20 protein-coding genes are annotated in these 23,553 nt (G+C 55.5%); 6 read left to right on the forward strand and 14 right to left on the reverse strand.

The features are described 5' to 3' along the window. Positions 1–244: 244 nt before the first annotated feature. The 8 genes from rfaH to AC1XYH_RS01940 all read right to left on the reverse strand — a co-directional run bounded on the left by rfaH (position 245) and on the right by AC1XYH_RS01940 (position 9,923). Positions 245–757 carry a transcription/translation regulatory transformer protein RfaH gene (rfaH, locus tag AC1XYH_RS01905; protein ID WP_483324982.1) on the reverse strand — a complete coding sequence of 171 codons (513 nt, stop codon included), beginning with the start codon at positions 755–757 and terminating at the stop codon, positions 245–247. Positions 758–1,318: 561 nt separating this feature from the next. Then, positions 1,319–2,224, reverse strand: a complete 906-nt coding sequence (locus tag AC1XYH_RS01910; protein WP_483324983.1) for an SDR family oxidoreductase — start codon at positions 2,222–2,224, stop codon at positions 1,319–1,321. 239 nt (positions 2,225–2,463) lie between these two features. Beyond that, entirely contained in the window at positions 2,464–3,159 is a 696-nt protein-coding gene (urtE, locus tag AC1XYH_RS01915) for an urea ABC transporter ATP-binding subunit UrtE (RefSeq protein WP_483324984.1), read from the reverse strand. 3 nt (positions 3,160–3,162) lie between these two features. Then, on the reverse strand, positions 3,163–3,999 hold the full coding sequence (gene urtD, locus AC1XYH_RS01920) for an urea ABC transporter ATP-binding protein UrtD (protein ID WP_483324985.1): 837 nt from the start codon (positions 3,997–3,999) through the stop codon (positions 3,163–3,165). Continuing rightward, entirely contained in the window at positions 3,999–5,093 is a 1,095-nt protein-coding gene (urtC, locus tag AC1XYH_RS01925; RefSeq protein WP_483324986.1) for an urea ABC transporter permease subunit UrtC, read from the reverse strand. The genes urtD and urtC overlap by 1 nt, the downstream gene beginning before the upstream one ends. 45 nt (positions 5,094–5,138) lie before the next feature. Further along, positions 5,139–6,803: an urea ABC transporter permease subunit UrtB gene (gene urtB, locus AC1XYH_RS01930; RefSeq protein WP_483324987.1), complete on the reverse strand. Its 1,665-nt coding sequence runs from the start codon at positions 6,801–6,803 to the stop codon at positions 5,139–5,141. Between the two features lie 108 nt (positions 6,804–6,911). Beyond that, positions 6,912–8,213 (reverse strand): urea ABC transporter substrate-binding protein, encoded by a 1,302-nt coding sequence (urtA, locus tag AC1XYH_RS01935; protein WP_483324988.1) that lies wholly within the window; start codon positions 8,211–8,213, stop codon positions 6,912–6,914. A 528-nt stretch (positions 8,214–8,741) separates the two neighbouring features. Then, positions 8,742–9,923 carry an acetyl-CoA C-acyltransferase gene (locus tag AC1XYH_RS01940; protein ID WP_483324989.1) on the reverse strand — a complete coding sequence of 394 codons (1,182 nt, stop codon included), beginning with the start codon at positions 9,921–9,923 and terminating at the stop codon, positions 8,742–8,744. Positions 9,924–10,141: 218 nt separating this feature from the next. Here AC1XYH_RS01940 and AC1XYH_RS01945 point away from each other — a divergent pair, with 218 nt between their 5' ends. Together AC1XYH_RS01945 and AC1XYH_RS01950 are read left to right on the forward strand one after the other, a co-directional pair. Beyond that, positions 10,142–11,827: a fatty acid--CoA ligase gene (locus tag AC1XYH_RS01945; protein WP_483324990.1), complete on the forward strand. Its 1,686-nt coding sequence runs from the start codon at positions 10,142–10,144 to the stop codon at positions 11,825–11,827. A 447-nt stretch (positions 11,828–12,274) separates the two neighbouring features. After that, positions 12,275–13,636 carry a DUF1329 domain-containing protein gene (locus AC1XYH_RS01950; RefSeq protein WP_483324991.1) on the forward strand — a complete coding sequence of 454 codons (1,362 nt, stop codon included), beginning with the start codon at positions 12,275–12,277 and terminating at the stop codon, positions 13,634–13,636. A 97-nt stretch (positions 13,637–13,733) separates the two neighbouring features. Here the strand turns inward: AC1XYH_RS01950 and AC1XYH_RS01955 are convergent, their stop codons facing one another. The 3 genes from AC1XYH_RS01955 to AC1XYH_RS01965 form a co-directional block, all read right to left on the reverse strand. After that, entirely contained in the window at positions 13,734–14,666 is a 933-nt protein-coding gene (locus AC1XYH_RS01955; RefSeq protein ID WP_483324992.1) for an autotransporter domain-containing protein, read from the reverse strand. Positions 14,667–14,767: 101 nt separating this feature from the next. Next, positions 14,768–14,902, reverse strand: a complete 135-nt coding sequence (locus AC1XYH_RS01960) for a hypothetical protein (protein ID WP_483324993.1) — start codon at positions 14,900–14,902, stop codon at positions 14,768–14,770. A gap of 16 nt (positions 14,903–14,918) precedes the next feature. Then, complete coding sequence (locus tag AC1XYH_RS01965; RefSeq protein ID WP_483324994.1) at positions 14,919–16,001, reverse strand: OmpP1/FadL family transporter; 1,083 nt, start codon at positions 15,999–16,001, stop codon at positions 14,919–14,921. Between the two features lie 234 nt (positions 16,002–16,235). Here AC1XYH_RS01965 and AC1XYH_RS01970 point away from each other — a divergent pair, with 234 nt between their 5' ends. Beyond that, the gene (locus AC1XYH_RS01970) at positions 16,236–16,880 is read left to right on the forward strand and encodes an MBL fold metallo-hydrolase (protein WP_483324995.1); all 645 of its coding nucleotides are present in this window, start codon (positions 16,236–16,238) and stop codon (positions 16,878–16,880) included. Between the two features lie 118 nt (positions 16,881–16,998). After that, positions 16,999–17,655, forward strand: coding sequence for a YiaD family glycine zipper/OmpA-like lipoprotein (locus AC1XYH_RS01975; protein ID WP_483324996.1), 657 nt, complete (start codon positions 16,999–17,001; stop codon positions 17,653–17,655). A gap of 80 nt (positions 17,656–17,735) precedes the next feature. On the opposite strand, the gene AC1XYH_RS01980 is transcribed toward AC1XYH_RS01975, so the two are convergent. From AC1XYH_RS01980 to AC1XYH_RS01990, 3 genes are read right to left on the reverse strand one after another with little or no spacing between them, the layout of a single operon-like run. Further along, on the reverse strand, positions 17,736–18,665 hold the full coding sequence (locus tag AC1XYH_RS01980) for an acyltransferase (protein ID WP_483324997.1): 930 nt from the start codon (positions 18,663–18,665) through the stop codon (positions 17,736–17,738). A 49-nt stretch (positions 18,666–18,714) separates the two neighbouring features. After that, entirely contained in the window at positions 18,715–20,856 is a 2,142-nt protein-coding gene (gene pta / locus AC1XYH_RS01985) for a phosphate acetyltransferase (RefSeq protein WP_483324998.1), read from the reverse strand. After that, positions 20,853–22,058 carry an acetate kinase gene (locus tag AC1XYH_RS01990; RefSeq protein ID WP_483324999.1) on the reverse strand — a complete coding sequence of 402 codons (1,206 nt, stop codon included), beginning with the start codon at positions 22,056–22,058 and terminating at the stop codon, positions 20,853–20,855. The genes pta and AC1XYH_RS01990 overlap by 4 nt, the downstream gene beginning before the upstream one ends. A gap of 240 nt (positions 22,059–22,298) precedes the next feature. Here AC1XYH_RS01990 and AC1XYH_RS01995 point away from each other — a divergent pair, with 240 nt between their 5' ends. Together AC1XYH_RS01995 and AC1XYH_RS02000 are read left to right on the forward strand one after the other, a co-directional pair. Then, positions 22,299–22,784 (forward strand): FKBP-type peptidyl-prolyl cis-trans isomerase, encoded by a 486-nt coding sequence (locus tag AC1XYH_RS01995; RefSeq protein ID WP_483325000.1) that lies wholly within the window; start codon positions 22,299–22,301, stop codon positions 22,782–22,784. Positions 22,785–22,942: 158 nt separating this feature from the next. Then, positions 22,943–23,530 (forward strand): TetR/AcrR family transcriptional regulator, encoded by a 588-nt coding sequence (locus tag AC1XYH_RS02000; protein ID WP_483325001.1) that lies wholly within the window; start codon positions 22,943–22,945, stop codon positions 23,528–23,530. Positions 23,531–23,553 lie beyond the last annotated feature (23 nt).

Here is a 23,553-nt window from a genome sequence, read left to right on the forward strand (position 1 = left end):
TGAGCACGGTCATGAGTGTGCGCATGGCTTGTGCTTTTTGTCGTGAACAAAACCCGGTAATCCAGTACTCGTCAGTATCCATACTGAGCTTTCAGGCACGCTACCGCCCCAAGGGTTTATCGTTAATCCCTTGAGACGAATCTGGCAGTAGAAAGATTTGTTCCACCCCACGAGTCGGGGGTTCTAATCAGTTTCGAGGAATGCCATTCAGCATCCTGTAACTCTCGCTCTCTGGTGGAGCGTTTCAAGCGCTCTGGATGTGTTCCAGAGGCATTCGAACCTGTTGTTCGCGGCTCAGTAGTTGCAGTAGAACCACTACACGTTCGTGACCGTCCATTGATAGGAAGATACCTTCCAACGTGTTCAGTGGGCCTTGAACGATCTGCACGGCGTCGCCGGGAGCGAGAATGGGCTCTTCCGACTGATAAGTGCTGCATCGCTCGTAGAGGTGCTCTACAACCTGATCCGCCACCTTAAGTGGAGTGTTGTTGAAGCCGACAATACGGCTAACACCCCGGGTTGACCGCAGAGGTCCCCAGTTGTCTTCCTGGGAGAGTGCAATAAACATATAGCCTGGAAACAGCGCTTCCAGACTATTTGAACTGGTTTTGCCGAGTAAGCGTTTACTGGCGATTTGGGGGCGAAAAACGGTGTATTGTTGATGCTGGAGATTAAGCTCCGCACGCGAGTCTTGGCGGGGCTTACATTGCAACAAATACCAAGATGTTGGTGCTGCGGCGAGGCTTTCCATTCGCATATTGCTCCGTTTTTTACCTTGGGATGACAGAGTTGGCGACGATTTGCCGACCCTGACTCCAGTCCTTCTGTCCTAGAGGAACGGGTATTCAAACAAATGCAGGGAACATGCCAAAAAATGCTGCGGATGCTTGAGAACCAGAGATGGAGCGATCCTATCAGTGAATTATGAACTTTTGACGTCTGAAATCAGCTAGATAGATAATCGCCGTTTTGTTGACGAATGGTTTGTGGGTTCTCGTTGTAGGGAAATGGGCAATGGCAGTCGGGTGAGTATTAGCGGTTGGCACTAGTCTGGTGCATAGCGCGCTTTCACTTTGGGCAGCGGTTGTGGTTTTGGGCAAAAGGCTCTTTTTTTATCGATCAATTATGTAGGTAAGTTTCTCGGTGATGAAGTGGCATGCTCTTTTCAAGCGGCGGATTGTCACTGCTGGGTTGAAAACTACCGCTTCAATCCAAATAAAAAGCCCGCCGTGACTTGCGTCACGGCGGGCTTTTTTACGCTTGCTTCCAGCTTTTGACCTTCAGCTTGCCGCTTGGGACTTAAAGTTTCTGGCTGCGGTTACGCAAACTTCTGGATATTAGCCATCAACTCACGCAGTGCTTCGATGTTGTCCTTCGGATGCACGGCGCCTTCGAAGTTGCACAGTTGCTCGAAGTTGGCTGCAACGTCTTCTGGAGTGAAGCCTTCGTCTGGGTTGAAACCGATGCCCAGTGAACGCTCCCAGCGTACTTTACCCATCCAACCGCCGCCGACTTCGAACAGGCTGCCGGTTTCTTTGTTGTCTTCGGAGCAGAGGTAAGCCACCAGCGGGCTGACCAGCTCAGGCTTGAGCTTCTCGAACGCGCCTTCTGGGAACAGGCCTTCAGTCATGCGCGTGCCGCCAGTAGGGGCGATGGCGTTGACGAAGATGTTGTTCTTGCGGCCTTCGATGGCCAAGGTGCGGGTCAAGCCGTAGAGGCCCAGCTTGGCCATGCCGTAGTTGGCCTGGCCGAAGTTGCCGTAGATGCCAGAGGTGGACGCGGTGAAGATGACGCGACCGAAGTTGCTGTCCTTCATGTGCGGCCAGGCGGCGTGGGTCACTTTGTAAGCGCCTTCAACGTGGACCTTGTAAACCAGATCCCAGTCGGCATCGCTCATCTTGACGAAGCTCTTGTCACGCAGGATACCGGCGTTGTTGACGACAACGTCAACGCGACCGAAGTTATCCATGGCGCACTGAACGATCTTCTCGCCATCGATCACGTTGTCAGGGTTGGCAATAGCAGTACCGCCGGCGGCCTTGATTTCTTCAACAACCTTGAGTGCTGCATCGCTGTTGGAGCCTTCGCCTTGGGTGCTGCCACCCAGGTCGTTAACGATGACTTTGGCGCCGTGCTTGGCGAACAGCAGGGCGTGGGCGCGGCCAATGCCGCCGCCAGCGCCGGTTACGATGACAACTTTGTCGTCAAAACGAATATCGCTCATGGGTTGTTCCCTTCAGTGTGCGGATGGAAAATCGGCACCCAGTGTCGAACAGTCGTTTGATTTAGGCAAGGGCGGCCCGACGGGTGAATAGCTTGATATAAACCGTATTCAGTCTACCAAGTGAGTTTTTTATCGGGTTCTACGCGGGTTGATGGAGGTCAGGGCTTGGTGATGCAGGCCGCGATTGCGGATAAGAATGGCGGCTCAAGCGCGATCCAAGCGCCCGAGCCGCCGGTCAATTACACCGTGAGATAACGCTGAATCAACTCATCATCCAGTGTGTCCATTTCGCCATTGGCGACCACCCGGCCGCGCTCCATGATAAAGAAGTGCTCAGCCGCGCGCCGGGCAAAGGGTAGTTTCTGTTCGACCAACAGAACGGTCAGGCCTAGTTCGCTGTTGAGCTTGCGGATTACCTCACCAATGTCACGCACGATATTTGGCTGAATGCCTTCGGTGGGCTCATCGAGAATTAGCAGTTTAGGATCCAGTACCAGCGCTCGGCCAATCGCCAGCTGTTGTTGCTGCCCACCAGATAAGTCGCCGCCACGGCGGTGTTTCATTTCCTTGAGTACCGGAAACAGCTCATAGATTTGCGGCGGTATCTGCTTGGCTTTATCTGGTCGCGCGCCCAGTGAGATTTTCAGGTTTTCTTCCACTGTGAGTAGCGGGAAAATTTCGCGGCCTTGGGGTACGTAACCGATGCCCGAGCGTGCTCGGTTCTCGGTGCTCATGCGGGTGATGTCCTGGCCTCTTAGGTTTATCTGCCCGTCGCGGACAGGCAACAGGCCGGTGATGCACTTGAGCAGTGTGGTTTTGCCGACGCCGTTACGGCCCAGTAAACAGCTGCAGCTGCCTTCTTTCAATTCCAAATCAAGATCCCAGAGAATGTGGCTCTGGTTGTAGTACTGGTTGATGCCTTGAATGTTCAGCATGCGTTATTCCCCCAAGTAGACTTCGACCACGCGCGGATCGCTCTGCACTTGGTCCATGCTGCCCTCAGCCAGTACCGAACCTTGATGCAGCACGGTGACTTTGTTGGCGATGGAGCGTACGAAAGCCATGTCATGCTCGACCACGATCACCGAGTGACGGCCCTTGAGTGAGATCAGCAGTTCAGCGGTGTGCTCGACCTCTTCACCCGTCATACCTGCCACCGGTTCATCCACCAGCAGTACGCGAGGGTTTTGCACTAGCAGCATGCCGATCTCCAGCCACTGTTTTTGGCCGTGCGAGAGGGCGCCGGCTTCCTGGTTAAAATGCGAGGTGAGGCCGATTTGGGTGAGCACTTCATCAATGCGGTCACGTTGTTCGCCGCTCAAGTGATGGTTCAGGGTGTACCACACACGCTTGTTGGATGCGGTGGCCAGTTCCAGATTTTCAAATACCGATAGCGCTTCAAAAATAGTCGGTTTCTGAAATTTGCGGCCAATGCCGCCACGCGCAATCTCGTGTTCCGACAGCTTGAGCAGGTTGATCCGCTGACCGAAGTAAACGCTGCCTGAGTCGGGCTTGGTCTTGCCGGTGATCACATCCATCATGGTGGTTTTGCCGGCGCCGTTGGGGCCGATGATGCAGCGTAGCTCACCGTCGTCGATATAGAGGTTCAGGTTGTTCAGCGCCTTGAAACCATCAAAGCTGACGCTGATATCCTCGACGTAGAGAATCGGGCCGTGCTTGGTATCCAGCGATTTGTCGAACGTAGGCGCTGGCTGAACGATGTCGAATACTTGGTCCGGGCGCCAGGTTTCGCGCAGGCGATTAAGTGGGTTCATTATTTATCTCCCTTGCGGCGGAAGCGATCAAACAGGCCGACGATGCCATTGGGCAGCAACAGGGTAACCAGTACGAACAGCCCGCCGAGAATGAACAGCCAGGTTTCCGGTGAATAGGTAGTGAAGAAGGTTTTGGCGTAGTTCACGCTGAAGGCGCCGACAATCGCGCCGAACAGGGTGCCACGGCCGCCGGTCGCAACCCATACGACCATTTCGATCGAATTGAGTGGCGCGAATTCACCGGGATTAATGATGCCGACCTGCGGCACATACAACGCACCGGCGACGGCAGCCAGCATGGCGGAAAAGACGAATAGCCAAAGCTTGTAGGACTCAACCTGATAGCCGCAGAACCGCGTGCGGCTTTCGGCATCGCGGATCGAGACGATGACTCGGCCAGCGCGCGAGGTGACGATATAGCGGCACGCCAGATAGCCGAGCACCAGTGCGATGGCCGATGCTACAAACAGGCCGGCGCGGGTGGCTTTTTCGGCGAGATCAAAGCCGAGGATTTCCTTGAAATCGTTCAATCCGTTGTTGCCGCCAAAGCCCATCTCATTGCGGAAGAACGCCAGCATCAGCGCGTAGGTCAGGGCTTGGGTGATGATTGCAAAATACACACCGGTAACCCGCGAGCGAAATGCCAGCCAGCCGAATGCCAGGGCTAGCAGGCCAGGCACCAGCAGCACCATCAGCATGGCAAACCAGAACATATCAAAGCCCTGCCAGTACCACGGCAGCTCTTCCCAGTTGAGCACTACCATGAAGTCCATCAGCTCGGGATGACCATACACACCGCGATCACCAATCTGACGCATCAGGTACATGCCCATGCCGTAGCCGCCTAGCGTAAAAAAGGCGCCGTGGCCGAGCGATAGGATGCCGGCGTAGCCCCAGATCAAGTCGACCGAGAGCGCGAGCAGGGCAAAGCAGAGAAACTTGCCGAGCAGCCCGACAGTAAAGTTTGAGATATAGAACGGCGAGCTGCTAGGCAGCGCCAGATTGCAGATCGGCACGATAATCGCCATGAGGACCACCAGGCCCAGCACCAGCATTCCGCCCCGATCACTGAGTAACAGTCGTTGGGTTAGCATACTTCTTCCCTCGTTAAATTCGTTTAACTATGGATAGCGGGGCGATCAGTCAGCCGCCGCCCGTCCTTTTTGCGGGAAGAGTCCCTTGGGCTTTTTCTGGATGAACAGAATCAACATGATCAGCACCAGTACCTTGGCCAACATGGCGCCGGCATAGGGCTCCAGAAAGTTGTTGATCAGACCCAGGCTCATGGCACTGACCAAGGTGCCCCAGAGGTTACCCACGCCGCCAAATACCACCACCATGAAGGAGTCGATGATGTAGGCCTGGCCGAGGTTCGGGCCCACGTTGGTCAGCTGCGACAGCGCAACACCGGCCACGCCAGCGACGCCGGAACCGAGGCCAAAAGTGAGAGCGTCTACCCAGCTGGAGCGCACACCGACCGCACGGGCCATGGCGCGGTTTTGTGAAACAGCGCGTACCTTCAGGCCCAGAGTGGTGCGCTTCATTACCAGCATCAGGGCAAAGAACACCATTAGCCCGAAGATCAGGATGTACAGACGGGTGTAGGTGATCGACAGCACCGGGTTGACGTTCAGCGCGCCGCTGATCCACTCCGGTGAACTGACCGAGCGGTTCAGGGGGCTGAACAGGGTGCGCACCGCTTGCTGCAATACCAAACTCAAACCAAAGGTGGCGAGCAAGGTTTCCAGCGGACGGCCGTAGAGGAAGCGAATGACGCCGCGCTCGATAGCGATGCCGACCAGTGCGGTAATCAGGAACGCAGCCGGCACGGCAATCAGCAGGCTCCACTCGATCAGGTCGGGGAAAAGCACCTGCACGCCCCAAGTGGTATAGGCGCCGATCATGATCAGTTCGCCGTGCGCCATGTTGATCACGCCCATCACGCCAAAGGTGATGGCCAGGCCGATGGCAGCGAGCAGCAGCACTGAGCCGAGACTCAAGCCAAAGAACAGGTTCTCGACAAAGCGGTAAAAGCTGATGCGACCCTGAATGGACTCGATGGCCTCGGCGGCGGCTGCGCGTAGTTCGGCGTCCGCGTCATTCTCGGCAATACCGCGTAAAGCGTTGCGTGCCTCTTGCTCCAGCGAGCCGCTGAGTTCGTCGATGGCGGCCAAGCGGATCTCGCGATCATCGGATTGCAGTTGAAACACGGCCAGTGCCGTGGTGATGGCGTCTTGAACGCGGCCGGACTCTTCGACTTCTTGATGGGCGCGCAGCAAGCTGGCGGTCTCTTCGTCTACACCGTCGCGAATAAAACGTTGCACGGCGGCGTAGCGTTTGTCGGTATTCGGGTGGCTCAGGTTGAGCTGCGCGACTTGCCCGCGTAGTTGAGTACGCAGACCGTTGTTCACTGGGATGCGGCGCAGCCGCTCGGTGCCTGTCAGGTCGGCACCGGTTAGCGCATCTGTTAGCTTTTCACCTTCGCGAATAGCGATGGTGGGTGGTTTCTCTTTGTTGGCCAATAAGTCACCGGCCACCAAAGCATTAAAAATATCGGCCAGGCGTTCATCGCTCTGACTGGATAGCTGTTTAACGGTCGCGGCACGCTCTCGCAGGCTACCGCCAGCTAGTTGTTGTACCAGTTGTTCGAAGCTTGGCTGAGCAGCGGTGGGCGCTGCAGCAGATTGGGCATCGGGTTCGGATTCGGGCGTTTGCGCGCTGACTTGCAAAGGCGACAGGCAGACCAGCCAGAGCAGCAAGGCGTGCAGGGTATGCCGGGGTGTGATGCGGCAAAGTGGGTTCATAACTGCGGTCCTGAAGGTTTTATTCTGGGGCAATCAAAGAGGGAGCGGCGAGCCACTCCCTTTGTTTCTGCTGGCGCTGGGTATTGCCGCCAGCAGATAGCGTCCTGCTTATTCTTCGGCTTGAGCGCCGACGCAGGTTTTGGTTTTGGTGTTGTAGTTGCCGCAGCTGATTGGTGCAGTCCAGTCGGAGATCAGGTCTTTGCTGCCTTCCAGATAGTTGGACCAGGCATCGCCGGGTACCAGTTCATCAGTGCTGGATACGGTCAGGAACTGGCCGTCGTCCTGGATCTCACCAATCAGGACTGGCTTGGTGATGTGGTGGTTTGGCAGCATTTTGCTGGTGCCTCCGGTCAGGTTGGGCACTTCTACACCCACCATGGCATCAATCACCTTGTCGGTATCAGTGGTGCCGGCTTTCTCAACCGCTTTTACCCACATGTTGAAACCGATGTAATGCGCTTCCATCGGGTCATTGGTGACGCGTTTTTCGTCGCCGATGAACTGGTGCCAGGTTTTGATGAAGGCTTCGTTCTCTGGCGTGTCTTCACTCATGAAGTAGTTCCAGGCAGCCATGTGGCCGACCAATGGGCCAGTGTCGATGCCAGACAGTTCTTCTTCACCGACCGAGAAGGCCACTACAGGGATGTCTTCAGCAGAAACGCCCTGGTTACCCAGCTCGCGATAGAAAGGTACGTTGGCATCGCCGTTGATAGTGGAAACCACAGCGGTCTTCTTGCCTGTGCTGCCAAAGCGCTTGATTTCGGCCACGATGTTCTGCCAATCGGAATGACCGAAGGGCGTGTAGTTGATCATGATGTCTTCTTCCGCAACGCCGGCAGCCTTCAGATAGGCTTCCAGAATGCGGTTAGTGGTGCGCGGGTAAACGTAGTCGGTGCCAGCCAGTACCCAGCGCTCTACACCAAGCTCGTCTTTCAGGTAATCAACAGCCGGAATCGCCTGCTGGTTTGGCGCGGCGCCGGTGTAAAAAACATTGCGTGAGGACTCTTCACCCTCGTACTGCACCGGGTAGAACAGCATGCCGTTCAGCTCTTCAATAACGGGCAATACGGACTTGCGTGAAACTGAGGTCCAGCAGCCGAAGATCGCATTCACGTGGTGTTGTTCCAGCAGTTCACGGGTGCGCTCGGCAAACAGTGGCCAGTTGGATGCGGGGTCAACCACTACCGCTTCGAGCTTCTTGCCGAGCAGGCCGCCTTTCTTGTTCTGCTCTTCAATCAGCATCAGCATGGTGTCTTTCAGTGTGGTTTCTGAAATCGCCATGGTGCCGGATAGCGAATGCAACACGCCGACCTTGATGGTTTCTTCAGCCTGCACGCTCAGCGCGCCGAGCGCCATGCTGCAAGCCACACCGAGTGCGCCGGCCTTCTTGACCAGATTCTTCAGTTTCATGGGTACATCTCCATTGTTGTGATTGTGTCCAGTAATTTGGGTAGAGACAGCTGTGCGCGGCTGACATTGGGCAAGTCGCCGCAGCAGGAAGTACACAAAACATCCGCGCCCGTGGCCGGCTGGGTGAGTCGGTGGGTGCTGGATCGGGACCGCAGGGGAAACGCGAGGCAAGTGCTGAGCAGGGCCGCCACCGCAGGGCGGTGTTGGTCTGGTGTTCTGTGGTCGTGCCCTTGATATGAGCGAGTCATCGGTTTCCTGTCCGTCGCGGGTAGCTGCCTTGTAGGCGACTAAGAGCAGAGCAGGGACCGTGCCATAGTTTGACAATGTCACGCATTGTCAGAAAAAGAAGATCTAAATCATATGGTTACGATTTAGGATGGATTGCTCGGCGGGAGCTGGAGGGGAATCGAGGAAACAAGTGCGCTCAAAGCGGTGCGCCAAATTAGTGCTGTGCCTTATGTTGGTGCGATCTTGATCGGTGCGCGTGAGAAAGGGCTGCCACTTAGGTAAGTGCCAGCCCCGCTAGGGTCAGATCAGTTCGATGGCAATGGCAGTCGCTTCACCGCCGCCAATGCATAACGCTGCCACACCGCGTTTGCCACCAGTGTTCTGCAAGGCGTTGATCAATGTAACGATAATACGTGAGCCGGTAGAGCCGACCGGATGGCCCTGCGCGCAGGCGCCGCCGTAAATGTTGACCTTAGCGTGATCCAGCTTGTGTTCGCGCATGGCCAGCATGGTGACCATGGCAAAGGCTTCATTGATTTCAAATAGATCCACATCTGCCGCGCTCCAACCGGTCTTGTTGAACAGGTTGCTGATAGCACCCACGGGCGCGATAGTGAATTCGCTAGGATCTTGGCTTTGGGTAGCGTGGCCGATAATGCGAGCCAGCGGTTTCAGGCTCCGGCGTTCGGCTTCGCTTGCACTCATTAATACTAGTGCACTGGCGCCGTCAGAAATCGAGCTAGCATTGGCTGCGGTGATGGAACCGTCTTTTTTAAAAGCGGGCTTCAGGGTAGGGATCTTGTCGATATTAGCGTTGTGGGGCTGCTCATCGTCCTTAATTACCACTTCACCTTTGCGGGTTTTCACCGTGACTGGAACGATTTCGCTAGCTAGCGCACCACTTTCAATCGCCGCTTGAGCGCGCTTTAGTGACTCGATGGAATAGGCATCCATTTCTGCGCGGGTGATGCCGTACTGATCGGCTGTATCCTGCGCAAAAGAACCCATCAGTCGGCCACTGCGGGCGTCTTCCAGGCCGTCGAGAAACATGTGGTCCTTGATCTCGCCGTGCCCCATACGCAGACCGGTGCGGGCTTTTTCCAGTAGATAGGGTGCGTTGGACATGCTTTCCATGCCGCCCGCGACCATGATTTTATTGCTGCCCGCTTTGATCAGATCGTGGGCCAGCATCACGGCTTTCATGCCGGAGCCGCAGAGTTTATTGATGGTGGTGCAACCTGTCGCATTAGGCAGACCAGCATTCAGGCTGGCCTGGCGCGCAGGGCCTTGTTTGAGGCCCGCAGGTAGGACGCAGCCCATGATCACCTCTTCCACAGCATCTGCCTCAAGACCAGCACGGCTGACCGCTTCCCGGATACTCGTCGCGCCCAGGTCAACAGCGCTGACGCTAGAAAGACAGCCCTGAAATCCGCCCATGGGTGTGCGCGCAGCGCTAACGATGACTATGCTGTTGTCGGACATGATTCTGGCTCCACTGTTGTTATTTCGAAACTATGAATTCGAATTCAGTCATAAAGCGACTTTTGTTTACAATTATACGCTTAATGGGTCTGAATAAAATCCGTATGATGTTTAGCGGCTCTGCCACCTGCGCTATTCTTTAGACTGCTTTCGAGCAGTGGCGTGGGTTCTAGTTACGCTTCCATGCCCTGACAATCCCAAAAACACTAGGTCATTTCATGCTCAATACTCGTATTCTCAAGCCCACCGACGAGGCGCATTCCACGCCCTTGCTGATCAAGAACTTGCTGCTGTCTGGTCAGCGTTACGAGCGTACCCAGGAAATCATCTACCGGGACATCAGCCGGTATGACTACGTTACCTTCAACCAACGCGTCTGTCGGCTGGCCAACGCGCTGACCAAAGCTGGTGTCAAGGCAGGCGACACGGTCGCGATGATGGATTGGGACAGCCATCGTTATCTGGAATGCATGTTCGCTGTGCCGATGCTCGGCGCAGTGATGCACACCATCAATGTGCGTCTGTCGCCGGATCAGATTCTCTACACCATGAATCACGCGGAAGACATCGTGGTGCTGGTCAATAGTGAGTTTGTGCCTATTTATAAGGCCATTGAGAACGATCTGACCACGGTAACTACGACTATTCTGCTGACTGACGAAGAAAGCAAAGAGGCGGACCTTCCCGGTTTCGCCGGTGAGTATGAGCAACTGCTGGCGGCTGCTGAGCCAACTTACGAATTTGCCGATTTTGACGAAAACTCGGTGGCGACTACCTTCTATACCACCGGCACCACCGGGAACCCCAAGGGTGTTTACTTCACCCATCGTCAATTGGTTCTGCACACACTGGCGCAGGCGACCTCACTGGGGGCGCTGGATAGCGTGCGGATGCTTGGCAACCGTGATGTTTATATGCCGATCACGCCGATGTTTCACGTACACGCCTGGGGCATTCCCTATACCGCGACTCTGTTGGGCATCAAACAGGTGTACCCCGGGCGGTACGAGCCCGAGTTGCTGGTTAAACTGATCAAGGATCACGGCGTTACCTTCTCGCATTGCGTGCCGACTATTCTGCAAATGCTATTGAACGCTGACGGCGCCAAGGACTTTGACTTTGACGGCATGCGCGTGATCATCGGCGGCAGCGCGCTGAACCGCAGTCTGTATGAAGGGGCGCTGGCCAAGGGTATGCAGCTCAGCGCTGCTTATGGCATGTCGGAAACCTGTCCGATGATTTCGGCCGGTTATATCAATTTGGAGTTGGAAGCCAGCAGCGAAAGCGACCGTGTGGGCCATCGTATCAAGGCTGGTGTACCGGGGCCGATGGTTGATGCGCAGATCGTTGACACCGACGGCAACATGCTGCCCAAAGATGGCAAGACCCAAGGTGAGTTGGTGCTGCGCGCACCTTGGCTGACGCAGGCTTACTTCCGTGAGCCAGAGAAGAGTAAGGAACTGTGGGCGGGTGGTTGGATGCATACCGGCGATGTGGCCACTATCGACCCTATGGGCTTTATCGACATTCGGGATCGCATCAAGGATGTGATCAAGACAGGTGGCGAGTGGTTGTCTTCGTTGGAGCTGGAAGATCTGATCAGCCGCAACCCAGCCATCAAGGAAGTGGCCGTGGTAGGCATTCCTGATCCGCGTTGGGATGAGCGTCCGTTCGCGTTGGTAGTAGCGGCGGCAGGCCAGGAAGTTACCGCAAACTCTTTATGCGAGCATCTCATGCCGTTTGTTGATGAAGGTCGGATCAATAAGTGGGCGATTCCGACGCAAATTGCGGTGGTCAACGAAATCCCCAAGACCAGTGTCGGCAAGCTCGACAAGAAGCGCATTCGCGGTGAAATCGCGCAGTGGTTAGAGTCCGGAGATGCTTGTATTTCATCCATGAAATAGTCGAGCGGCATGTCCGCAGACCGCCTGTCGAGTGATCGACCGGCGGTCTTTTTGTAGGTGCTGCACGCCTAGCTGATCAATTGTTGCCTAATGTCTCACTTCTAGAGCGGTTCAAGCGTAGTTAACCGGGTTGCAAGGCGCATGGATTCGGCGCTGTAGAAAGTTGGACTGGAAGGCGCGGAAGGTGACGATGGGACACTTGGGCTTGATTGCCATTACGTCTGTCTATAAAGTGCGCAGCTCCTCAAGGAATATAAAAAAGCCTAACAATCCTGAACGCTTTGTTGCACTGGTCCACAAGACGGTACAGCAAGGATGTTTTCGTGCGTCTACACTTTATGCAGGCGCGATGGCCGCGCTTCCTTGATGCCACCCCTCCGGCCGTTCTGCTGCGTCATTTGTTAGCAGCGCTTAGCCGAAAACAATCAAGCAAAACAGGGCGAATCGATGAAACCGATTATTCTTGCTTCTACTTTTCTGGCCTCCGCGCTGGTCGCTCAAGTCAGCTTTGCCGCTGCTGATGCGCAAAAGGTTGCCGAGCTGGGCAACAGCCTGACGCCGGTCGGCGCAGAAACTGCGGGCAACGCTGCCGGCACCATTCCTGCCTGGACAGGTGGTTTGGCAACTGATGCTGCAGCAGTCGACGCAAAAGGCTTTTTGGCCAACCCTTATGCCGATGACAAACCGTTATTCGTGATCACAGCCGCCAACTACGAAGAGTATGTCGATAACCTGGCCCCGGGTCAGATCGCTATGTTCAAGCGTTATCCTGATACCTTCAAGATGCGCGTATTTGAAAGCCGTCGCAGTGTTGCATTACCGCAAGAAATTAACGATGCAGCCAAGCACAACGCGGCCAACACTGAGCTGGTTGCCGGCGGTAATGGCCTGACTAATTACCAAATGGCCTATGCCTTCCCGATTCCTAAGGATGGCCTGGAAGTCGTTTGGAACCAGATTACTCGCTACCGTGGCGCGTCGCTGCAGCGTACCGTTACCCAGGCTACCCCGCAGGTGAACGGTAATTACAATCTTGTGCGCTTTGTTGAAGAGTATGTGCTACCCAGTGCGTTGACTGATTACGATGCCAGTGCCAAGAACGAGATGCTTTACTACTTCAAACAGCAGGTAACTGATCCGAGCCGTTTGGCCGGTAACGTTCTGTTGGTTCACGAGACCATTAACCAGGTAGCCAATCCGCGCATGGCGTGGATCTACAACGCCGGTCAGCGTCGCGTACGTCGCGCTCCGCAGGTGTCCTACGATGGTCCAGGTACCGCAGCCGATGGCATGCGTACTTCAGATAACTTGGATCTATATAACGGCGCACCTGATCGTTACGAGTGGAAGCTGAATGGCAAGCGCGAAATGTTTGTCTCGTACAACAATTACGAGCTGGCTTCGCCTGAGGTCAAGTACGAGCAGATCTTCCAGGCCGGTCACATCAACCAGGATCTGGTGCGTTACGAGCTGCACCGTGTATGGGATGTAACCGCTACCGTTAAGGAAGGCGAGCGTCATATCTACGCTAAGCGTCAGATGTTCCTGGACGAGGATTCCTGGCAAGCAGCCCACATCGATCACTACGATGCACGTGATCAGTTGTGGCGTGTAGCTGAGGCCGAAGGTCTGCAGCGTTATCCTGACCAGGTTCCGAGCTATGCTATGGAAACGCTGTATGACCTGGTGGCGGGTCGCTACCTGGCTATGGGCATGAACAACGAAGAGCGTAGCAACTACGACTACAGCTACAAGGCGGGGAGCAATGACTTCACGCCTACTGCGCTGCGTCAGGCTGGTGTTCGCTAAGCGTTGATTGCACGCTAACCTGCTGCATGCAGGTTAGCGCCGCAAACGAAAAGGCGCATGAGAGTGATCCCATGCGCCTTTTTTATTGCTGTTGGTTTTAGAAGCTGACCGCCAAACTCAGGGCTGTACCCGATACACCATCACCAAACATTTGCCTGATCAACACGCGGGTACGGGTAATGAATACGGGGTAGGCACTAGAGTCGAACTCGATGCCAGCGCCGACGGTGGACAGCCTATCAAAGCCGAGGGCGCCGCGCTGTTCACCTAAATACTCCGAGTGTGAGTACTCCAATACATAACGCAATGGGTTACGCATGACAGTCCAACCGGTTGGCGCGCGATAGCGCGTCCATAGATTGGCGGTCTGAGCGGTGACGTTACCGCTAATGGCGTCGCTACCGCCGATATTCTGCAGGTCCAGATAACTGTAGCGCAGCTCCATGTCAGCTTCGTAGTCTTCGCGTACCCGTTCCCAGTCGAGCATCATCGCGCCGCCCAGGCCCAGCGCGCTCATGTGCCCGTCATCCAGAAACTCGATATCACGATCCAGCTCATAGCTGAGGTAAAGGCGCGCGCTGTTGAGATCGCTGCTGATGTAGCCGAGTGCGACATTGCCAATGGGTCTGAGCACCCACTCATCATTCAGCGCAAAATCCCAACCAATGCCACCGGCTGCGGTGAGCGACGTCCATTTCACGGGGATGGTACGGGTTTGCACGCCATCACTGGCGACGAATTTTGGGTCATAACGGCTGTAGGCAATCGATCCCTCAAGGTACAAAGGTATGTCGACGCTCATGGTCGCGCCGCCACCGAGTTGCGTCATGGTCAGTGAGGGGTCGCCAGTATCGTTATCGTTGATCTGCAGGGCACTAGAGGCCAGGTCCAATGTCATTGAGTAGGCCATCAGCGACAGAATGCCGTTGATTTTTTCTTCGACGTTGGTGTCGGTCAGTTTTAACTGCGCGGCAGTCAGCGGGGAGCTAACGAAAGCGAGCAGGGCGGCGCAACAGGTCTTTCTGAGCATGGGCGTTAAGGCAAGTTCCGGTCTGTATTGCCGTCAATATACTTCAAATTCTTACATTTTCCTGCCGCAAATATCACCGCGTGATGAGCGGTGATCAGAGCTCAGAAGCGCCACACTGCGCCACCGCCCAGAATATGCAGGGCGCTGCTGTCGTAGCTCCCGGAGAGCGTATCGCCAGAACGGCTTTTGCTTTGCGACAGGTCCATGTCGCCCAGCCAGACGAGGGTGTAAGCCATGTGCAGGTCGAGACTGTCATCTACTGCGTAATTGAGGCCGCCGGAAAAGCGCCATGCTCCAGCGGAGCTGCCGGCTGGCCTGATATTGCGCACCGACCGAGGCATGCCAGGTGTCTTTATATTTGCGGTCGACGCCAGTTGATACCGTGCCGCTGTCGGCCTCTACCTCAACACCGATATCACCAAATTGGCTCCAGTCCTGCCAACCCAAGCTGGCGAGAAGCTTCCATTGCTGGTCAAGGATATAACTGGAACTTAGCAGCAGGGTTTGTGGAACCTGCATGGCAAGTTCCAAACTGTTGATGTTGGCGGTTTGCAGTGCAGTGTTGAGTAGAGGGTTGTTGATGTTCTCGAAGCTGGGGCGATCTTCAAACTCGAGATCGACTTTGCTGGTGTAGGCCAAGCCGACATCTATGCGCTCGTTGAGGTGATAGAGAGCACCCATGTTGATGCCTATCCCGATATCAGTGTCTTCATATTCAAGTTGGCCGTCGCTGCGGCCACCGCCAAGCCCGAGCACGTTGTTGTCGACTGCCGCCTCCGTGCGGTAGAAGCCATACATGATGCGCGGGCCAATACCGAGCGAGAGCTTTTCATCCACCTTGTAGGAATAAACTGGTTCCAAGCTTAGGCCAATTACTGCTGCGTTTTGGGTGAAATAGCGCCCGGCCCAATCGTCATCGTATTTAACCGCCAGGCCAAAGTTGCCGTACATGCCAAAGCCGATGCTGGATTTATCGTCAATCTGGTGACTGATGAAGAAGCTGGCGCCAGGTAGATAGTCCAGCGCGTTGCCACCGTTGTTACCGGTAAAGTCGCTGTTGCTATCGCCGGAAAATTTAATATGACCGATCACCAGTTGGCCACTGGCGTTGATCTGGGTGCCTTCCAGTTCGGAAATGCCAGCTGGGTTGCTCATCAGCACGCTAGGGTCGGTGGCGAGTACTGCCGCGCCAGCGTTGGACAGCCCGGCGCCTTCCTGCCCTACCTCATAAAGCATGATGCCCCCGGCGCTAGCTGTGGCACTCCAGGCTGCAGTAATAGCGAGTGACAGGCTGCTTAATACGCGTAGGCCGGTGGAGGAAGTAATTGTGCCCATTTGTTGCCCTCTCTGATCCTTGAATGGCTGAGCTTCTATAGTTCTATAGAAAGAAACCAACGGTCGCTTTGGTTCGATTCCAGCCGACTAACAATAGCGTAGCCAACCCTCCGGCTTTGGCCAGAAACTCGTGTGGTCTGGGTGGCAGAAAAAGAGTTTGGTGCTGGGTATACTGGGCGTTGTTAACAATGCGGGCTTGGGCGAAAGTGCTTAGGTTCTTTAATAGGAGTTTGCATGTCAGCCCCACAAACTGCGTTGATACGTGAAACCTTCCCGGTTGGCCCTCTGCAGTGCAACTGCACCATCATCGGTGACCCGATCAGCAAGAAGGCTCTGGTAATTGATCCGGGTGGTGACCACCAGCTGATTTTAGATCGTCTGGAGGTGCTCGGGCTCAAGGTGGTCAGTATCATTCATACCCATGCGCATCTTGATCACTTTCTTGCCTCGGGCGAGATGAAAAAGGCGACCGGCGCGAGCTTGCATCTGCACAAGGAAGATCAGTTTCTTTGGGATAATCTGGAGATGCAGTGTCAGCGATTTGGTGTGCCGTATCGCCCCGTACCGGCGCCTGATTACTGGCTGCAAGACGATGAAGAGCTGGCGTGCGGTTGCGGTGTGGCGTTGCATACGCCGGGGCATACACCCGGTTCAATGAGCTTTTGGTTTCCGCAGGATAAGCTGCTGATCGCTGGCGATACCTTGTTTCGCCGGGGTATTGGTCGCACTGATCTCTGGGGCGGCGATTATCAGAAAATTGAACGATCCATTCGTGAGCGGCTCTATAGTTTGGATGAAGACGCTGTAGTGGTAACTGGCCATGGTGCCGATACCTGTATTGGTGACGAGATTCGCGAAAATCCGTTTATTCGTGGTTAATGTGAATCGCCCACGTGTTTGTCACACTTTTGAGGTTGGGCGTGCACTGTTGATTTAGGTCCGGTGCCGGCCCTGTTTTAGCAATAAATGATTCAAATAACATATGAAAGGGAAGAATATGATGAAAAGCCGAGGTTTGATTGCTGCCGGTGTATGTGCACTGGTACTAACTGGTTGCACTAATAATCCTTACACGGGTGAAGAGCAGGCAGGTAAGTCTGCAATATACGGCGGTATCGGGGCAGTTACCGGTGCGGCGATTGGTGCAGCAACGTCCAGCAGCAAGGACCGGGGCAAAGGCGCGCTGATCGGTGCTGCGGTCGGCGGCGCAGCGGGTGGCGGTTATGGTTATTACGCTGATAAGCAAGAGCAGGCTCTGCGTCAGGAACTAACTGGAACGGGTGTGCAAGTGGTGCGTAACGGCGATAACATTCAGTTGGTCATGCCGGGCAATATCACCTTTTCCTCCGGCTCTTCGGATATTTCGAGTAGCTTCTATCCGACGCTGAATTCATTGGTCAAGGTATTCAAAGAGTTCGACAAGAATGGCATCAACATTGTTGGTCACACCGACAGCACTGGTTCAAATGAGCTGAACACACGCTTGTCACGTGAGCGTGCTAGCGCCGTGGCATCTTACCTGTCTGGTCAGGGTGTTCCCGGTGGCCGTATCAGCAGCAGCGGCGTTGGCCCTAGCCAACCGATTGCCAGCAACGATACCGAGGCAGGTCGTGCGCAGAATCGCCGCGTGGAGATTAACCTGACTCAGCTGTAAGGCTGTAGGTTAAAAAAAACCGCGCCGGATAAATCCCGCGCGGTTTTTTTGTGGGTGCTTGTTGAATAGTGTTTGAGCGGTTAGGGCTTATTGCCTTTGGCTCGGTCTGTCGGTGTGGGGTACTGCGCATGCAGGCGTGCCAGGTGTGCATCTTTTTCAAGCCATAGGCCATTTACCCACGCCTGAAATTCGGACCTGAACGCGGCATCATTCTGGTAATCCTTGCCAAGAAACTCAGCCGGAATGGGCTTGAGCTCGCAGTGCATCACTACGTGCGTTAGCTTGCCGCTAAGCAAGTCCCAGAAGGTTGGGTTGCCGTTGGGGTAGTGAATGGTGATGTCTAGCAGGGAGCGCAATTGCGTGCCCATGGCATCCAGTACAAAGGCGATGCCGCCTGACTTGGGCTTGAGCAGATAGTTGAACGGAGACTTTTGCTGCGCGTGCTTGGCCTGCGTTAGCCGGGTGCCTTCAAGGAAGTTAAACACCGCGACAGGTGTTGTTTTGAACTTTTCGCAGGCTTTGCGGGTGGTCGCCAGGTCTTGGCCAGCTTTTTCAGGGTACTTTGCGAGATAAGCTTTGCTGTAGCGCTTCATGAAAGGGAAGTCGAGCGCCCACCAGCAGAGGCCGATAACCGGTACCCAAATCAGCTCCTGTTTGAGAAAGAACTTGAGCATCGGCATGCGCCGGTTCAGCACATGTTGCAGTGCCACAATATCGACCCAGCTCTGGTGGTTGCTGGTGACCAGATACCAGCCGCGATAGTCCAGCTGCTCCAAACCTTCGACCTCCCACTTGGTATTGCCGACCAGAGCAATCCAGCCGCTGTTGCAGTACATCCAGAGTTCAGCGACCTCGATCATGATCAGGGTGCAGAGTTTCTGCAGGGAGGGAATTGGCAGCAGTTTTATCAGCGCCAGGATAAACAACAACGAGGCACAGCAGATGGTATTCAATGCCAGCAGTAGGGTGGCCAAACTGCCGCGCAGAAAGGCGGGTAGGAAAGCAAGCATGGTAGTGGGCTCTTTGGCAGGACCGCTATGGGCGGTCGTTCTCTTTATGTTATTGGTTTTTGTAGGCCTGTATCGCTGTCAAAGCAATGGTGTAGACAATGTCATCCACCAGTGCGCCGCGCGACAGGTCATTCACCGGTTTACGCAGGCCTTGCAGCATCGGGCCGACGCTGACTACGTTGGCGCTGCGCTGTACGGCCTTATACGTCGTGTTGCCCGTATTAAGGTCGGGGAATACAAATACAGTGGCTTGACCGGCCACTGGGCTGTCGGGCGCTTTTAAACGCCCGACGCTGGCAATCGCGGCGGCATCATACTGGAGTGGACCGTCTAGCAACAGGTCAGGCTCGCGTTCTTTGGCCAGTCGCGTCGCTTCGCGCACCTTCTCGACCTCACTGCCGCTGCCTGAGCTGCCGGTCGAATAGCTGATCATCGCGACCTTTGCGGGAATCCCAAAAGCTTCGGCTGAGCGAGCGCTTTGAATGGCAATTTCGGCGAGGTCCGCGGCGCTTGGGTCGGGGTTTACCGCGCAGTCGCCATAGATCAGCACTTGCTCGGGTAATAGCATGAAGAAGATCGATGACACCAGGTTGTAGCCGGGTGCGGTTTTGATCAACTGGAAGGCCGGGCGAATGGTATTGGCCGTGGTGTGAATGGCGCCAGATACCAGTCCGTCGACCTCATCCATTGCCAGCATCATGGTGCCTAACACTACGTTATCTTCCAGCTGCTGTAGCGCCATGGGTTCGTTCAAGCCTTTGCCTTCGCGCAGTTTGACCATGGGTGCAACGTAGCGCGCGCGCACCTCATCAGGGTCGATGATCTTTAGGCCTTCGGGCAAGGTGATGTGTTGTGCGCGGGCAACCGCTTCGACCGACTCGCGCTTGGCCAGCAGGATGCAGTTGGCGATGCCACGCTTTTGGCAGATCGCAGCGGCCTGCACGGTGCGAGGTTCGTCACCCTCCGGCAGGATAATGGTTTTGGCGGCGTGCTGCGCCTGACGTACCAGCTCGTAGCGAAATGCCGGTGGCGACATGCGCTTTTCGCGCGGCGTATCGCAACGTTGGGCTAGCCAGGCTTGATCGATATACGAGGCAACAAAATTAGTCACCCGCTCAGCGCGATCGCGATCATCAATCGGAATTTCGCGGTTCATCCGGTCAAGCTGAGTGGCGGTATCGAAACTGTTAGTGCTAACGCCGAGGATGGTTAGCCCCTGATCCAGCGCGGGTTGGCATAGTTGCACCACGCGCGGATCGGGTGCCATGTCGCCGGTTAACAACAGGCCGGCGAGCGGGGTGCCTGCTAACGAGGCCAGGCTGCTGGCGATAATGATATCGTCGCGATCGCCGGGCGTAACGATCAGCGTGCCCGGCTTAAGGCGATCAATAATATTGGGCACTGTGCGGGCGCACAGGGCGATCTCCATCACGCGGCGCTGGTGCATATCGCCCGGATGGTAGATGGTGGTTTTCAGCAAGGTGGCAATGTCGGCGGTGCGCGGGGCATTCAGTTCATCCTGCCAAGGCACACAGCCGATTAGCCGGAAATCATCAGTATTCAGTCTCGAAGAGGCTGCTTTTAGCTCCTGCGCAAAGTTTTTCAGGCTGCTTTTTAGTTCGCGACCATCAGGTACTTCAGCCAGTGCTTCTTGTTCCAGGCCATGCACTTTGTTGACTATCACGCCAAGCACTTTTGGGTGGCTTGGGCCACCAAAGGCTTGAGCGTGAATCTCGATACGGTCAGCGAGAGTCGCCATGTCGTCGCCATCGGGCGTGGTGACCAAAATGACGTCGGCATCCAGGCTTTTCGCCAGCGCTTGGTTGATCTGCGCGGTGTAGCTGCTTTGTCGTGTCGGCACCATGCCTTCAACCACTACCACGTCAGCGTCCTGGGCGGCCTGTTGATAAAGGCCGATCATCGCTTCCATCAGATCATCCAATTCGCCACTGGCCAGTAGGTGTTCTACTTCTGCTAAGGGCATAGCAGCAGGTGGACTCAATCCGAGTGTGCGGCTGATCAGTTCGGTAGAGCGCTCTGGGCCTTCATCGCCGGGGTGCGGTTGAGCGACAGGCTTGAGAAAACGCACCCGCAGGCCGGTGCGCTCCAGCGCGCGGATTAAACCCAGACTGGTGGACGTCAGGCCGACGCCAAAACCGGTGGGTGCAACAAAGAAGGTGTGCTGGCTCATGCCGTGGTTTCCATTTCCATGGGCTGGTGATCCAAGAGAGTGAGGCTTTCTTCGGCTATTTGCCGCTCTTCGTCGGTGGGTATCACTAGAATAGCCGGTGAGCCGTTAGCTTCAATGCGACCTGTTTCGCCGCGTGGTAACGCGCTGTTGCGATCCGGATCAATATGCAGGCCCATCACCGCCAGGTGGCTAAGGGTTAGGGCTCGAGTCAAGGCAGAGTTCTCGCCGATGCCGCCAGTGAAAATCAAGCCGTCGATACGTGGCAGAGCCACTGCCAAGCCTGCCAGCGAGCGTGCCAAACGATAGCAAAACACCTCGATCGCTAATTGCGCGCCGCCGTGGCCTTCGGTCCGTGCCTGCTCGAGTTCGCGCATGTCGTTGGACAGGCCAGAGAGGCCCAATAAACCGCTTTCTCGGTTGAGCATCTGTTCAATGCGGGGCAGATCCCAGCCTAGGGTGCGGGCCAGATGCGCGTGTAGGTTTGGGTCAACATCGCCACTGCGAGTCCCCATGACCAGGCCTTCCAGCGGGGTCAGGCCCATGCTGGTATCCATGCTTTTGCCGTCGAGGATGGCGCAGCTGGAGCAGCCGTTGCCTAGGTGTGCGCTGAGCCAAGCACCTGAGCCATCAGGCCGGCCAGTGAGTAAGCCGGCCTGGTGGGCGACGTATTGGTGGCTGGTGCCATGAAAACCGTAGCGTCGCACGCCGTGCACCGCGTAAAGCTCGTCCGGCAGGGCATAACGAAAGGCATGTGGCGGCATGCTTTGATGAAAGGCGGTATCGAACACGGCAATCTGTGGAATGCCCGGTAGCAGCTGCATGGCAGCGCGTATGCCGCTCAGGTTAGCCGGGTTGTGCAGTGGCGCCAGGGGTGCATTGGCTTCAATGCCGGCCATGACGTCTGCGTCGATCAGACGTGCGCTGGTAAACAACTCGCCGCCGTGCACCACGCGATGTCCTACTGCGCTGATTGGCTGATCCAGATGCGCATCGAACAACGGTAGTAACGCGTTGAGGGCTGTTTGATGGTCGGCATCTGGCAGGCTGAACTCTTCGCTGCCGGGGTAACTGTAGCTGGCTTGCGGGGTGTTCAGGCGCTCCGCTTCTGCCTTGAATATGGGCTTGGAACTTCCCTGTTTACGCAGTGCCAGCTTGATCGATGAGCTGCCACCGTTGATGACCAGTACCAGGCGGTTTGTCATGGTAACGTCAATCTTCCTGTATCAATGGGCAGGCTTCAGCTGCCGATAATGAGGCGCGTTCTGCGCAGCGTGCCAGACGTTCGATGCCAATCAGCGGGCATGGTTCAGCTGAACTACGGTTAGCCTAGCGACCTTTTAAAGACCGCATCTTCAGTCGGTCCGCTAGTCGGGTCAAGCCGTGCGTTTGTTATCTAACCCGCGTACAATCACGATTTTTAAGCAAATGATAGGAACTAGATTATGCAGATTGCTGCCAACAAGGCTGTTTCCATCGAGTACACCCTGACTAATGCGGATGGCGAGGTTTTGGATTCCTCCGATGGTGGCGCGCCGCTGGTCTACCTGCACGGTGCTGGCAACATTATTCCAGGTCTGGAAAAAGCGTTGGAAGGCAAGCAGGAAGGTGATGCGCTGAACGTGACTGTCGAGCCTGCTGAAGCTTACGGCGAATTCAACGCCGAGCTAATTGCGGTGCTGGGTCGTAACATGTTTGAAGGGGTTGATGAGCTGGAAGTGGGTATGCAATTCCACGCTTCTGGTCCTGACGGCAGCATGCAGATTGTTACCATCAAGGCAGTGGAAGATGATGAAGTCACTGTTGATGGCAACCACCCGCTCGCCGGCGAGCAGTTGACCTTTGATGTGAAGGTGTTGGAAATACGCGAAGCCACTGAAGACGAAATGGCTCACGGCCATATTCATGGCGAAGGCGGCGTAGAGCACTAAGCACCACAGCGCTCACGCAGTAGAAAAACCAGCCAGTGATGGCTGGTTTTTTTTCGCCCACGTTTTGAGGTTGGGCTAAATGGATTCGCTACTATCAATTTTATCAATGATGATGGACGTCACTATTAAAACAAGTTGACCAGTCGTATAGTACGCGCATGAATACGATCCAAGATAAACGTGCGCGCATTTTGGCCGCCGGTACCAGCGTGATGTTGCGCAAGGGCTACAACGGTACCGGTGTGCAAGAAATTACCCAGGGAGCCAGTGTGCCCAAGGGGTCCTTCTATCATTACTTTGAGAGCAAGGAAGACTTCGCCATTCAGGCGCTGCACTACTATTACACGCCTCGTATCGAGCGTTTTGCAGCTGCGCTTAATACGCCAGAGCTTTCGCCGCGCGAGCGTATATTACGTTGCTACCGTGACTTGATTGGTTACTTTGCCAATCAGGAGCAGCCCTTGCATCAATGCTTCATTGGCAGTCTATGCCATGAGAAGGCCGATGAGAGTCAACCGATCGGATTTGCCGCTGCTGCCATTTTGCAGAGCTCCAGTCGGGTGCTGGCAGAGTGTCTCGAACAGGCGCGGGAAGCGGGTGAGATCCCCCAGGATCAAGATCCAGCAGCGCTCGCCAGCTTTATAGGCGCGGCTTGGGAAGGCGCTCTACTGCGAATGAAAACGGATCGTCAGATTGGCCCGTTGCGGGTGTTCATTGATCAGCTTGAGCGTTTGCTAAAAGCTTGATGTTTACCCCTGATATCGACCCC

Source organism: Pseudomonas sp. GW-45, assembly GCF_056896675.1.

Bases quoted from the DNA above. Each gene is read 5' to 3' on its own strand.
- rfaH (WP_483324982.1), bottom strand. From the start codon at position 757: ATGCGAATGGAAAGCCTCGCCGCAGCACCAACATCTTGGTATTTGTTG.
- AC1XYH_RS01910 (WP_483324983.1), bottom strand. From the start codon at position 2,224: ATGAGCGATATTCGTTTTGACGACAAAGTTGTCATCGTAACCGGCGCT.
- urtE (WP_483324984.1), bottom strand. From the start codon at position 3,159: ATGCTGAACATTCAAGGCATCAACCAGTACTACAACCAGAGCCACATT.
- urtD (WP_483324985.1), bottom strand. From the start codon at position 3,999: ATGAACCCACTTAATCGCCTGCGCGAAACCTGGCGCCCGGACCAAGTA.
- urtC (WP_483324986.1), bottom strand. From the start codon at position 5,093: ATGCTAACCCAACGACTGTTACTCAGTGATCGGGGCGGAATGCTGGTG.
- urtB (WP_483324987.1), bottom strand. From the start codon at position 6,803: ATGAACCCACTTTGCCGCATCACACCCCGGCATACCCTGCACGCCTTG.
- urtA (WP_483324988.1), bottom strand. From the start codon at position 8,213: ATGAAACTGAAGAATCTGGTCAAGAAGGCCGGCGCACTCGGTGTGGCT.
- AC1XYH_RS01940 (WP_483324989.1), bottom strand. From the start codon at position 9,923: ATGTCCGACAACAGCATAGTCATCGTTAGCGCTGCGCGCACACCCATG.
- AC1XYH_RS01945 (WP_483324990.1), top strand. From the start codon at position 10,142: ATGCTCAATACTCGTATTCTCAAGCCCACCGACGAGGCGCATTCCACG.
- AC1XYH_RS01950 (WP_483324991.1), top strand. From the start codon at position 12,275: ATGAAACCGATTATTCTTGCTTCTACTTTTCTGGCCTCCGCGCTGGTC.
- AC1XYH_RS01955 (WP_483324992.1), bottom strand. From the start codon at position 14,666: ATGCTCAGAAAGACCTGTTGCGCCGCCCTGCTCGCTTTCGTTAGCTCC.
- AC1XYH_RS01960 (WP_483324993.1), bottom strand. From the start codon at position 14,902: ATGGCTTACACCCTCGTCTGGCTGGGCGACATGGACCTGTCGCAAAGC.
- AC1XYH_RS01965 (WP_483324994.1), bottom strand. From the start codon at position 16,001: ATGGGCACAATTACTTCCTCCACCGGCCTACGCGTATTAAGCAGCCTG.
- AC1XYH_RS01970 (WP_483324995.1), top strand. From the start codon at position 16,236: ATGTCAGCCCCACAAACTGCGTTGATACGTGAAACCTTCCCGGTTGGC.
- AC1XYH_RS01975 (WP_483324996.1), top strand. From the start codon at position 16,999: ATGATGAAAAGCCGAGGTTTGATTGCTGCCGGTGTATGTGCACTGGTA.
- AC1XYH_RS01980 (WP_483324997.1), bottom strand. From the start codon at position 18,665: ATGCTTGCTTTCCTACCCGCCTTTCTGCGCGGCAGTTTGGCCACCCTA.
- pta (WP_483324998.1), bottom strand. From the start codon at position 20,856: ATGAGCCAGCACACCTTCTTTGTTGCACCCACCGGTTTTGGCGTCGGC.
- AC1XYH_RS01990 (WP_483324999.1), bottom strand. From the start codon at position 22,058: ATGACAAACCGCCTGGTACTGGTCATCAACGGTGGCAGCTCATCGATC.
- AC1XYH_RS01995 (WP_483325000.1), top strand. From the start codon at position 22,299: ATGCAGATTGCTGCCAACAAGGCTGTTTCCATCGAGTACACCCTGACT.
- AC1XYH_RS02000 (WP_483325001.1), top strand. From the start codon at position 22,943: ATGAATACGATCCAAGATAAACGTGCGCGCATTTTGGCCGCCGGTACC.